General features: G+C 61.9%; 10 protein-coding genes. 5 read left to right on the top strand and 5 right to left on the bottom strand.

The genetic code is table 11. From position 1 onward, the window contains the following. The first annotated feature begins 150 nt into the window (after positions 1–150). Entirely contained in the window at positions 151–957 is an 807-nt protein-coding gene (locus BLS26_RS34015; protein WP_092516893.1) for a peroxiredoxin, read from the top strand. Positions 958–1,067: 110 nt separating this feature from the next. Then, positions 1,068–2,429: a M23 family metallopeptidase gene (locus BLS26_RS34010; protein WP_092516891.1), complete on the top strand. Its 1,362-nt coding sequence runs from the start codon at positions 1,068–1,070 to the stop codon at positions 2,427–2,429. Between the two features lie 102 nt (positions 2,430–2,531). Here the strand turns inward: BLS26_RS34010 and BLS26_RS34005 are convergent, their stop codons facing one another. Both BLS26_RS34005 and BLS26_RS34000 read right to left on the bottom strand, forming a co-directional pair. After that, positions 2,532–3,002 carry a GNAT family N-acetyltransferase gene (locus tag BLS26_RS34005; protein ID WP_092516890.1) on the bottom strand — a complete coding sequence of 157 codons (471 nt, stop codon included), beginning with the start codon at positions 3,000–3,002 and terminating at the stop codon, positions 2,532–2,534. Positions 3,003–3,039: 37 nt separating this feature from the next. Then, a complete protein-coding gene (locus BLS26_RS34000) occupies positions 3,040–4,275 on the bottom strand; it encodes an ABC transporter substrate-binding protein (protein WP_092518950.1) in 1,236 nt (411 codons plus the stop codon). A gap of 192 nt (positions 4,276–4,467) precedes the next feature. Here BLS26_RS34000 and BLS26_RS33995 point away from each other — a divergent pair, with 192 nt between their 5' ends. The 3 genes from BLS26_RS33995 (at position 4,468) to BLS26_RS33985 (ending at position 8,944) form a co-directional block, all read left to right on the top strand. Continuing rightward, positions 4,468–6,621, top strand: a complete 2,154-nt coding sequence (locus BLS26_RS33995; RefSeq protein WP_244541780.1) for a carbamoyltransferase C-terminal domain-containing protein — start codon at positions 4,468–4,470, stop codon at positions 6,619–6,621. A 334-nt stretch (positions 6,622–6,955) separates the two neighbouring features. Beyond that, the gene (locus BLS26_RS33990; protein ID WP_157676664.1) at positions 6,956–8,248 is read left to right on the top strand and encodes a hypothetical protein; all 1,293 of its coding nucleotides are present in this window, start codon (positions 6,956–6,958) and stop codon (positions 8,246–8,248) included. A gap of 60 nt (positions 8,249–8,308) precedes the next feature. After that, positions 8,309–8,944, top strand: coding sequence for a hypothetical protein (locus BLS26_RS33985; RefSeq protein WP_157676663.1), 636 nt, complete (start codon positions 8,309–8,311; stop codon positions 8,942–8,944). A 528-nt stretch (positions 8,945–9,472) separates the two neighbouring features. Here BLS26_RS33985 and BLS26_RS33980 read toward each other — a convergent pair. The 3 genes from BLS26_RS33980 to BLS26_RS33970 form a co-directional block, all read right to left on the bottom strand. Continuing rightward, entirely contained in the window at positions 9,473–9,964 is a 492-nt protein-coding gene (locus tag BLS26_RS33980; RefSeq protein ID WP_244541779.1) for a hypothetical protein, read from the bottom strand. Positions 9,965–10,240: 276 nt separating this feature from the next. After that, positions 10,241–11,146, bottom strand: coding sequence for a DMT family transporter (locus BLS26_RS33975; RefSeq protein ID WP_092516887.1), 906 nt, complete (start codon positions 11,144–11,146; stop codon positions 10,241–10,243). A gap of 85 nt (positions 11,147–11,231) precedes the next feature. Beyond that, positions 11,232–12,188, bottom strand: coding sequence for an NAD(P)-dependent oxidoreductase (locus tag BLS26_RS33970; protein ID WP_244541778.1), 957 nt, complete (start codon positions 12,186–12,188; stop codon positions 11,232–11,234). Positions 12,189–12,229: the final 41 nt, after the last annotated feature.

Here is a 12,229-nt window from a genome sequence, read left to right as displayed (position 1 = left end):
CACGGGGCGGACGGGTGGTTCGTCGAATTCCTTGTAACCATACTCCGAGGCCATCAAACTTGCCCAGCAGCCGGAGCGAATCCGACGGTTCGGGACGTGACCCGCAATACCCTATTGATTGAGCCGCGGAAAGCGACGAAAGGAAGGCGTATGTCCAAGAAAACGCGCAAGAAATCCTCCACGACGTCGAGCAAGACATCCGCTGGAAAGCCCGCCGCGGCGAAGCCTGTCCGCACCACCGCCAAGGTACCCGCCAAAGCCCCGGCCAAAACAAAGGCCAAAGCCGGCAAGGCGGTCGCCAAGAAATCCGCCAAGTCGGCCAAAACGGCCGCAGCCAAAGTCAAACCGGCCGTAGCCAAAGAATCGCATAAGCCCGCCTCGAAACCGTTAAAGTCCACTCCATCCACTCAAAAGGTTGCCACTCAAAAGGTTGCCACTCAAAAGGTTGCCGCTCAAAAGCCCGCCGCCCCAAAGCCGGAACTGACGGCGACCGGGACCGAAGGCGGCAAGGCTCCGGGCTTCCGGCTGCCCCGCGACGGCGGCGACAGCATCTCGCTGGCCGACTATGCCGGGCAGAAGCTCGTGCTGTTTTTCTACCCCCGCGCCGACACCCCCGGCTGTACCCGGGAGGCGATCGACTTTACCCGCCTCCAGGGCGACTTCGCCGAATCGGGAACCGCCGTGCTCGGCGTCTCGGCCGACACGGTGAAGGCCCAGGAATCCTTCCGAGACAAGCATGAGCTTGCCGTTCCTCTGATCTCGGATGAGCGCCATGAGATGCTGGAGGCCTATGGCGCCTGGGGCGAGAAATCCATGTATGGCAGGAGCTTCATGGGGATCATTCGGACCACGGTTCTGATCGGCGCCGACGGCCGGATCGCCAAAATCTGGCGCAATGTCCGCGTCGATGGCCATGCCGACGAGGTCCTCGCCGCCGCCCGCGAGCTGACCAGCTAGTACTGCGCTTTAGAGGTTCCCATTTCCCAAATATTAACCATGAGAGGGTCAAATCGGCCGCACAAATGAGGCCGTCCCGGAATTCCTCTCCGATCGGCACGGGAGTGCCGATGTCGTACCGTACTGGTCATCATTCCGACCACCAGCACCATGATCAAAACCGGTTCCCGCCTCGCCGCGCAGCGGGCGCGCAAGCCGCGGTCGCAAACCCGGCTGCGGTGGCAAATGATGGCTATGCCATCGTCCATGCCGGCAAGCAGGTCCGGTTCGGGCCGGTGGTGTTCTGGATCGTCGTCGGCACGGTCGTCGTACTCGGGATGTGGTCGGCCGCAACCGCCACCTATTTCGCGTTTCGCGACGACGTCCTGACCCGGCTGATCGCCCGCCAGGCCGAGATGCAATACGCCTATGAAGACCGCATCGCCGAATTGCGGGCCAAGGTCGACCGCACCACCAGCCGGCAGTTGCTGGATCAGGAGCAGTTCGACCAGAAGCTCGATCAGATCATGCGGCGCCAGACCGCACTGGAATCCCGTGCCACCGCGCTCGGCGCGATCCCGGATACCGCAGCCACCGGCTCGATTCGGCCGCAGGCCCGTACCGGCACGGCAGATCAGCAGCCCGCCTCCGGCACGCCAAAGCCCTCCCCGATCAGCGACACCGTGATTTTCGTGGCGCCGCCGGATCGCGAAGCCCGCCTCGAATCGCGCGCGCCCGTTGCCGCCAAGGTGCAACCGAACCAGTTCGCCAAAGTTCAAGGCTTCGACAACGTTTTGGTTCGGCTTCAGACCTCGCTCGATTCGGTCGAGCGGCGTCAGATGGCCGCGCTCAGCGCGGTCGAGGACGGCATGGAATCACGCGTTCGCCGGATGCGCGGCGTGTTCACCGATCTCGGCCTCGACATGGCGCAACTGGAAGGCGCGACACCGCGCTCCGGCGTCGGCGGTCCGTTCGTGCCGGTGAAGCTCGGGGCCGACGCCGGCCCGTTCGAACGCCAGCTCTACCGCATCAACACCACCCGCGCCCAGGTCGAGCGTCTCAACCGGACGCTGGCGCTGGTGCCGTATCGCAAGCCCGTCATCGGCGAGGTCGAGTTCACCTCGGGCTTCGGCGTCCGCAGCGACCCCTTCCTCGGCCGCCCGGCCATGCACACCGGCCTCGATTTCCGCGCGCAAATGGGCGATCCCGTGCGCGCGACGGCGAATGGCAAGGTGGCGTCATCTGGATGGGCCGGCGGCTACGGCCGGATGGTCGAGATCGACCACGGCAACGGGCTCTCGACCCGCTACGGCCATCTGTCGGAAATCAACGTCAAGGTCGGCGATGTCATCAAGATCGGGCAAGTGATCGGCGCGGTCGGTTCGACCGGCCGCTCAACCGGACCGCATCTGCATTATGAAACGCGGATCGACGGTGACGCGGTCGATCCGCAGAAGTTTCTGCGCGCCGGCGTGCGGCTCAGCGCCGGCTGAAGACCTGCCGCTGGCAGGGCTGACACAAAATCGCGAAAACAACCCCATGCAAAGTAGAATGGGGCGCGAAAAAGGCCCAACCGGACCTTCGACGTTCTGCTCTCACGCCCCGATCGGGCGTTCCATGAGGGTGAGCGGCTGGCCGTTGTGAACCGTCCGGTCGAACGTCTTCCAACCCAGGCGCGCGTAGAGCGATTCGTTGTGCGGCGTGAACAGATAGAGCGTCTTGAATCCGAGACGGGCCGCTTCATCGACCGCGCGCAGCGACAACGCAGATGCGATGCTTCGGCCACGCATTTCTGGCGGCACGAATACGGACGACAGCCAGGGTGTCAGATGTTGGTGGGTCAACGTGGCAGCTAGAAGGCTTGCCGACCCGACAAGCTCCCCCTCCTCCGAAACCGCGATCAGCGCCATTGGAACACGATCCCTGTGCAAGGCGTCGCGCAGCCTGCTGACACGCTGCTCGAGCGTGCCGGCAGGATTCAGATAGCCGAACTGCGCGTGCTGCCACTGGGCGACTTGCGGAAGATGCATCTCCTGATCCGCAAGATATTCAGTCCTGATCGTCATGACGCAGGCTTCCGGTAAAGGGGCCAGCCGGGCTGACCTAGCGGGTCATCTCGTGACCGACCTCGCCCGTGATCACGTCACCGAACAGTTCCCAGGCCTCGCCGTTGAATTTCATCAACTGCATCTGCTCGATCGGAAAGTAATCGTCGGCTGACGTATTGACCATGATGCCCGGCAGCATCAGATCCGAGTGGAAGTTCTTCAGGCTGGCCGCCTGCTTCATGACGTTGTCGCGCGTCAGGTTGTCGCCGCATTGCTTGAGAACCTGCATCATCGCCTCGGCCTGGACATAGCCATAGAGGTTGTTGGCGTTGGTTTTGTCGCCATCAGGATAATACTTGTCCATGAAGGCGCGCCAGTTCACCACGGCCGGGTCCTTGTCCCAGGTCGGATCGGTCGGGTCCTTCAGATAGGCCGTCGAGATGATCCCCTTGGAATATTCGAGACCGGCCGGCTTCAGCACCGAGGCCACCGAGGTCGCGGTATTGGCGAGGAAGAATTTCGGCTTCCAGTTGAGTTCGCCGACCTTGCGGATCGCCTGCGCCGATCCCTTCGGCGCGGCCCAGGAGAAGAAGATGTCGGCACCGGAATCGTGCAGCGCCACGATCTGCGAATCGATCGAGGGATCGCTGACCTCATAGGACTTGTCTGATATGATCATGTTGACCTTGTCGCCGAGGCCGTCCTTCAGGCCCTTGAACTGGTCCTTGCCGGCGTCGTCGTTCTGCCAGAACACCGCGATCTTGCTGTTGGGGAAATTGTCGCGAATGTACTTTGCGTAAATCCGCCCCTCGCTCTGGTAGTTGGGCTGAAAGCCCATGGTCCACGGAAAATTCTTGGGATCGCCGAACTTGGTGCCGCCCGAGGCCACGAAGAGCTGCGGCACCTTCTTGGCGTTCATGTATTTCATGATCGCCGAATTCGAGGGCGTGCCGAGCGGCTGGAAAATCAGGAGCACCTCGTCGCTCTCGACCAGCTTGCGCGCCTGCTCGATCGCCTTGGGCGGGCTGTAGGCATCGTCGTAGGAGATGAAATCGATCTTGCGGCCGCCGATGCCGCCCTTGTCGTTGACCATCTTGAAGAACGCGGCTTCGGTCTTGCCGATCACGCCATACGACGACGCCGGGCCGCTATAGGGCATGATGTTGCCGATCTTGATTTCGCTATCGGTGGCGCCGGCATCGTATTTCTTCTGCGCACTGGCCGAAGTTGCAACGACAGCGGCGACGGCAAACGCCGTCAGGGCCAACAGGTTTTTTGAACGAACCGGCATCGTCTTCTCCCGCATGTATTATTTTGCCCAAGGCTTTTTTGCCCCAGCCTTTATTTGCTCAAGTGTCGCAAGTAGCACGCCCGCTGGCAAGCATGTGGTTATTCCGCCCAATGAAACGGCATTGTTGCCTGACGTGAATTGTGATTGATGCAGGATCGCGCCGTCACCTCCTTTTGATTGCAAGGCCCGCGGTTGGAACTGAACCCACGAATTGGTCCGCGACATCCAAAGCTCGCTGCCGCCGGATTCCGCGCCGCGCGCTGGCTGGCGGCGAAGACGATGGGGGCTGCGGGCTTTCATCAACTCGGCTCGGAATTCGCCGATGCGCGCATTGCCGCCATCCGCGAAAAACTTTCGCGCGGCGATACCGTCTATCTCGCGGGCCTCGGCGCGCCCGGCACGCACAATTCCGGCGTGGCGCTGGTCGAGGTGACCCGCGCGCGCGGACCACGCCTGATCGTCAACAACGAGGAAGAGCGCTTTTCCGGCAACAAGCACACGACAGAATATCCGCGCGCCTCGATCGACGCGATGGTCTCAGCGCTGCGCGGCATCGGCCGCGACATCGGCGACATCGACGCCTGGCTGACGAGCTGGGATTATCCGACGCTGGCGGGCACGCTGGCGCGCTCGGTGCTCGAGGAATTGCCGCAGAGCCTGAAACTGCTCCGCACCACGGAAGCCGCCGGCTTCGAGAGCCGCCGCCTCGAGCAGATGACCCGGACGCCGAAAATTCTGGCGCGCCAGCTTGGTCTATCGGAACGCGTGCCGCTGATCTGCCTGCCACACCACGACAACCACGCCTGGTTTTCCTATGCCGCCTCGCCGTTCACTGAGAACGGCGAACCGGTCGCGGTCGCCGTGCTCGACGGCACCGGCGACCAGGGCTCGATTTCGCTCTACGTCGTTGAAAACGGCGCGATGCGAAAACTCTATTGCAACGACAGCATGTTCGATTCACTCGGCGCGTTCTACAGCGTGATCTCGTCGACGCAGGGCGGTTGGACCTGGCTGTCCAGCGAAGGCCGCTATATGGGCGCCGCCGCCTGGGGCGACATGAACCGCGCCAGCAATCCGTACTATGCGCGGCTACGAAATGTCCTGCAGTTCGGCGACGGCGGCGAAGTGCGGATCAACCGCGCGATGGCCAACTGGTATTGCGATCCCTTCGATCACCCCTACAAGCCGGCTCTGACCGCCATCCTCGGCGAACCGCTCCGGCCCGACCAGCTCTGGAATCCGGATGCGGTGTTGCGGGTCGAGGACATCCATCATCGCCCCGACACCAGGGATCGCCTCGACAAGGCGGCGGCGACGCAACTGGTGTTCGAGGATGCGATGATCCATGTCACCGACCATCTGTTGCGCGTCACCGGTGCCAGCCGCCTGGTGCTGACCGGCGGCGTGGCGCTGAACGCAATCGGCAATATGCGGCTGCTCGAACATTTCGACGAGGGCTGGTTCGCCCAAGCGCAGCAGCGCAAGGCCCGCCTGCATCTATGGGTGCCGCCGGTGCCCGGCGATCCCGGCGTCACCATCGGCGCCGCCTGGCTGTTCGCGCATCTGGCAAGCGCGCCGCGCGGCGCGCCGATGACGCATGCGTTTCATTGCGGCCTGCCGCCATCGGCCGACGACATCACGTCCGCCCTCAAGGCCGATGACATTGCCTCGGAGCGCATTGGCGACGTCTCGACCCCGCAAGGCCGCGATGCTATCGCCGATCTGATGGCGTTCATGGTTGCCCAAGGCGGCGTGATCGCGCTGCATCAGGGTGCGGCCGAAACCGGCCCGCGCGCGCTCGGCCACCGCTCGATCCTCGCCAATCCCTGCGACGCTGAGGTGCGCGAGCGCCTCAACGAGCGCGTCAAATACCGCGAGGCCATACGTCCGCTGGCGCCGATGGCGACATTGGAAGCGGCACAGGAGTATTTCGATCTGCTGCCGGGCGCGTCGGACGCCGACTACAACGCCTACAATTACATGGTGCTGACGGCGCAATCGAAGCCGCAGGCGCGCGACAAGATTCCGGCGGTGATTCACGCTGACGGCACCGGCCGCATCCAGATCGTGCGCGAAGACGACGATCCCCTCACCTACGCCTACCTGAAGGCGCTCGGCCGTCACATCGGTGTGGAGGTATCGGTCAATACATCCTTCAACGTCGCAGGCCCGATCGCCCAGACGCCGCAGCAGGCGATCGAGACCCTGCGGCGCTCGAAAGGCCTCGACGTCGTGCTGCTGGTCGCCGGCGACGGCGCGGTATTTGCGGCGTGGCACGGCGGCGAGCGCGACAGCGGGCGGTTCACCGGGTGGCATCCAGCGTGGAAATCCGGCCGCCCCAACTAGGCCGTTTACCCATAGGCTTGGTGGCGGGACGCGACATTGTCCGCTTCGCTCACAAATTGACCGAGACCATGCGGCGACACGGCATGTCGTGAAGTGCCACCAAAAGTCATTACGGTATCCCGCGTGTTCATTGCGAAGATCGGCTGTCAGAGCCGACGCTCGAAATATAGAAAATGCGGCGGCGAGTACGGCGGACTGCACCAATTTTCCGGACTGTTAGCTGGCTCACAGTCGAGAATAGCCGATGGGCGTAGGCTTGTTCGATAGGAAATTCCGCTGGCGGATCGGCGAAGTCCCGGCACGGACCTAGCAACAGAGCAGTGAGGCTATCGCCATGTCACAAGTGATAATGATTCCCTATGACGGACAGGAAATCGGCCAAGGCTACAACACCGAAACCCGCGAAAGCATCGGCACTGCGCTGGACGTCACCAACATCGCCGAAGACCCGGCCGCAAACGGCCAGCAGGTGACGACGATTTTCGAAAGCGTCACCTCGCAGGAAAGCCTGATGGAGTCGCTCGGGATTTCCGCGTCGATGGACGTGCGCTATGGCCTGTTTTCTGGGGGCGCAAAGTTTGATTTCGCTCAGCAGCATGCGGTCAACTCATTTTCATCGTTCATCGCGGGCCGCTGCAATGTGCAGAATGCGATTCGACATGGCCACGGCTTCAAGCTGAACGACGACGCATCAGCCTTGGTAAGAGCGCAACGCATGGACGATTTCAAGACCGCGTTCGGCGACATGTTCGTACGCTCGCTGAAGACGGGCGGTGAATTCGATGTGGTGGCACGGATCACTTCGGTGAGCGAGGAACACCAGAGTAGCCTGAGCGCGAGCCTGCATGCTGAATACAACGGGCTGGTGGCCAGCGGCTCGTTCCAAGCGTCGTTCAATCAGGCGATGCGGGACACGAACAACCGCACCGAAGTTACGGTCTTCATGAGCCAAGCGGGTGGCATCGGCGGTCAGGCCTCGTTCACGGGCCCCGACGCAACCAAAATCCTCCAGCGGCTGAGCGATTTTCCGGCCTCCGTCCACGACCATCCGGTCGGCTTCGAAGTGGAGATCGCAAGCTACGACATCATTCCGATTCCGATACCCACGGCGGAAGAGCGTGAAGATCGCCAGCTGGTGCTGCAGGACTGCTTCAATCAGAAGATGGGTTTTCTCAAAGCCTTATCGGACCTCGATTTCCTGCTCAGCGAGAACGCGGACTTGTTTTTCGAGAACCTGCCGCCACAGACGGATCTGCTGAAATTCCAGGGTCAATATCGAGGCGCACTGAATGGCTTGATGGCGCACGCCATCAAGGTGTCGACCGGAAAGATGGACCCACCGCAGATGTTCGTCGCCAACCCGGCACCGCCACCCCTGAACTTCAGAAAGAAGCCCTTCAACACCGCGCCAGTGACGATTCCGAATTGGAGCGGGATGCGCGATGCCGAAGAGGGGCCAGATTCTGCGCCTGCGCTGGGGCTCAGTTTGATCGAGGTATTCTCGCTCATTGGCCATGGCAGTATGGGCGATGTGATGGGCATCAGCCCTCCGCCGGGCAGCTTAGTGCCCAGGGGCTCGTCCGTCACCGTCACCATTCAAAGAAACCCGGGCCCGCACGACACCTAGCCATTGGCCGGCGGTCTACCTTGTCATGCGCCTTTCTCGACGCCGCACCAGGAGGCACCCATGCTTGAGAATCCGTTTCTGCTCCCACCACAAGTGGAAAGCCCGCAATCGCGAAGTTGGGGGCGCGGGTTCGCCTTTGGCTTCCAAGGCCCGCCGGCCTCGCTACCGACGCCCGGCGATGTCGAGGACACCGACGCCTTTCAACAGGGCGTTGCAGCCGGGCAGGACGCGGCAACCAACGGCTTGGACGTCTTTCCGGATGCCTGCGTCGATCTCAATGCCGAGCGCCCCCCGGGGCTCGACCTGACCCCAGCGGGATTTGAGGCTATCACGATCGGCAGGGAGTTGTTTCACAAGGCGTTCGGCGGCGCGATCTTCAGTGCCGTGCTGCTCATCATCGATTTGTCGATCGGATTTCAAACCCATTTCGATGATCCCGCCGCGGCCATGCAAGCCGCAACCGGCGCACTGCAGCAGCTGCTAGCCAACATGGGAATCAGCGATTCGATGGAGCTATTCATTGGCGGCGGGGTCGACACCAATGTCGCGCATTGTGAACTCAAGCTCACGCCAGTGTTTCGATCTGAAAGTGCTGCTCGATCTGCGGCGCAGGCGCTCGGCAGGCCGAAGTTCCTGGTGGTGAGCTGGCGTACCGATCAATCCGGCGGAATGACTCTGGTTGACAGCAACTTTTGATCCTCTCTGTCGACGTAGTCGATCGGCGTCGGCCACGCCCCGTTTATCGTCTACCATGATGAGGTGAATTTCTGATCGCGGCAAGACTTGCCCGGGTCATTCACGACCGTGGCGCCTTTACCGGCGAGCGCGACAGCGGGCGATTCACCGGCTGGTATGCGGCGTGGAAATCGAGCCGCGCCAGCTAGGGCGTGTACTCATCAATCGAGGTTAGTGCGCGAACTCGATTCATGTCCGCTATCCCTGGTATTGCGGACTCACATCGGACATCGCCTCAGGTCCGAAAAGGGGCCATGAACGGAAGTGCCCGGTCACTCGATTACCTTGCCGCGCGCAGTAATTGTCCCTCTCATGACCAGAAAAAACCCCCGCCGAAGCGGGGGCAAGACGTCGAGCGACTTGGGTATTGAATAGAACAAACCACATTTAGGCGCGGGGATGGCGCAACACCGTTCACCTCAGATTAGCCCCACGATCACAGCAATAACTACGGGCCGCTGATCACAAGCTGCGGCCATAGCCGAAATATCACTGGGTCAATGTCTCGGCCGCGATCTTCTTCTTGAGATTTTCGCAGGTGTTCCGAACTTCTGTTGTCATCAACGAAACGGCCTCGATCTGCAGGAAGTAACGCTTGCCCTGGTCGCGATACCCTGCAGCGATCTCCTTGATTTCGGCGACCACGTTATGGACGCCTGCCACCATTGCCTCGCATTTGTTGGCGGCGTCCTGCAGTTCCGTTCCGAGGGCCTCGATCTCATTCACCGCCGCTTCGTATTCGCGCACCACGGCCTCGGCCGACAGCTTGCCAACCTCGTTGACGCCGTTCCGGTGCGCGACGTAGTCCGGCATCGGCGAGAGCGGCCGAACCGCGCCGCGCGGCCGATATGGACCCACCGTGCCTTTGATTTCGCGCTCCAATTGATCCAACTCAAATGGGGTACGGGTTAGGACGTCTGTACTAACACTCATACGAACACTCCATAAGTTGTTACAACAAATGAAGTTTAGCAAAATCAACGGATTTGTCTCGCTTTTCCACAGCTTTGAACAATGGAATTGTGCACCGCACAAGTGCACTTTCCATAAGCCGCACAAATGCACCATCCACAATATGTCAGACTTGGTTGCCGGGCCTGCCAACACCCCAGCTCATCATGCCCACCAACCTCATCACGTTGGGCCGCAATGCTGTCTTCTGCAAAGCAAGCGTGACGGCTGAAGACCCGCCACCGGGAACCGGTGGGCTTTGCCCAGTTCCGAATGGGAACTGCGCGGCGTATGCCTTGTCCACGCCTAACCCTGAAAGAATTTCAGAACCCGTCCATCGATCAACAACAGCGCGCTGCCGATCACCAGCGCGCCGGCAATCTCCTGCGCGGATATCTTTTCGCCCAGCACGAGATAGCCGAGCAGGATCGCGGTCACCGGGATCAGGAGCGTCACCAGCATGACGTTGGTGGCGCCGGAACGTCGCAGGATCTGAAAGAATACGATGTAGGCGAGCGCGGTCGACAGGGCCGCGAGACCGATCACCGCGAGCCAGGTCACGGCGGACGGCATCGGCAATTGCCAGGGACGTTCGATCAGTCCGGCGACAACAGTCATCATCACGGCCGAGGCCAGCATCTGGAATGTCGCGGTGCCAAGCGGCGGCGAGTTCGCAAGCCACCGCCGTGCCACCAGCGCCGACAATCCGTAGCTGAGGGCCGCCGCAAGACAGAGCAGGATGCCAAAACCCTGCCCGCTCTCGAACCCGAGGCCGTTGCCATGCAGAATGGCTACGCCGATCAGGCCCGCGACGACGCCCGCAATCCGGTGCGACTTCAACTTCTCCTCGCCGGGCACGGCCATCACCATGACGGTGAACAACGGCGTCGTGGCATTGAGAATCGAAGCCAGCCCGCTTGGGATATAGGTCTGCCCGAATACGATCAGCGAGAACGGCAGCACGTTGTTGAGAAGCCCGATCGCGAAAAACGGCTTCCAGCCGGACACGCCCTTGGGAAAGCGGATCCGGTAGAGCCACAGCAGCGGCAACAGCATGACGGTTGCGAGCGCCACGCGCAGGAAAACCAGCGTCAGCGGCGGCAATTCTCGCAGCACCACGCCGTTGAAAAAGAACGAGCCGCCCCACAGCACCGACAGCAGGCCGAGCAGTGACCAGTCGCGGGCGTCTATCGACGTGTTATCAGCGATCATCACGATTCTTATCTGCAATGACGCCGGTTTATTCCGCTGCGGCTGATATGCCCACCCGATTCCCGGACACGCGTTCGCGACGCGGCTATTTCGGCTGTGAGACGATCGCGATCATGCTGCCCTCGTCCTCGTCGGGCGCGTGGGCTTTCGCTTTCTCATAGGCGGCAAGCGCGGCGCGGCTGACCGGCACGCCGGGCAGCAGGCTCTCGGCCAGCGCCACCGCATAGGCCGCATCCTTGTGACGCAGCGCGGAGGTGAAAGAAGCGCCGGAGAAATCGCGCGCGATCATGCGTTTGGAGTGACGGATCACCTGCGGGCTCGCCACAGCACCCGTCGCCAGCGCTTCGCCCACCAGCTTCATGTCGAGGCCGGCCTGTTCGGCGATCGCAACGCCCTCGGCGAGGCTTGCGATCTGCACCGCCCCGATCAGGTTGTTGATCAGCTTGAACACGGTGCCGCTGCCGACCGCACCGAAATGGCGCACGGTCGTACTGAGCGGCAACAGATATGGCGCCGCCCGTTCCAGATCGGCCGCGTCGGCGCCGACCAAGAGCGTCAGCTTGCCGGCGGCGGCCGCTTCCGGCAGGCCGGTCACGGGGCAATCGATGTAGACGAGACCACGTCCGCGCAGTTCGCGCGCCATGTCGAGCGCATGCTGATGCGACACGGTCGAGCATTCGATCGCGAGGCTGCCCGGTTTCATGTTCGAAGCGGCACCGTCCTTGCCGAGCCAGACGCTGCGCGACGCGCCGTCGTCCGCCACCATCGTCACCACGGCATCGGCGCCGTCGGCGGCATCTGCCGGCGTTGATGCCCAGCGTGCGCCGCGCGCGATCAGGTCTTCGGCTTTCGCTCTGCTGCGATTCCATACGGCGACGTCGAAGCCGGCTTCGAGATAGCGGCCGGCCATGCCATGGCCCATGTTGCCAAGACCGATGAACGCGACTTTGGTCATGATCAGACTCTTTGTTTTGACGCGACTTCGCTCGAAAACGCTCTTAGTTTGTTTGACGCGTTTTCTACCGCAGATAAGTCTACGCAATCTGCGTAAACTTGATTGCTATGCGAACCGGTACCCACTTC

This window comes from Afipia sp. GAS231, from assembly GCF_900103365.1.
Taxonomy (GTDB): domain Bacteria; phylum Pseudomonadota; class Alphaproteobacteria; order Rhizobiales; family Xanthobacteraceae; genus Bradyrhizobium.
Note: the sequence above shows the minus strand (reverse complement) of the source record. Positions and strands in the feature narration are given on the sequence as shown.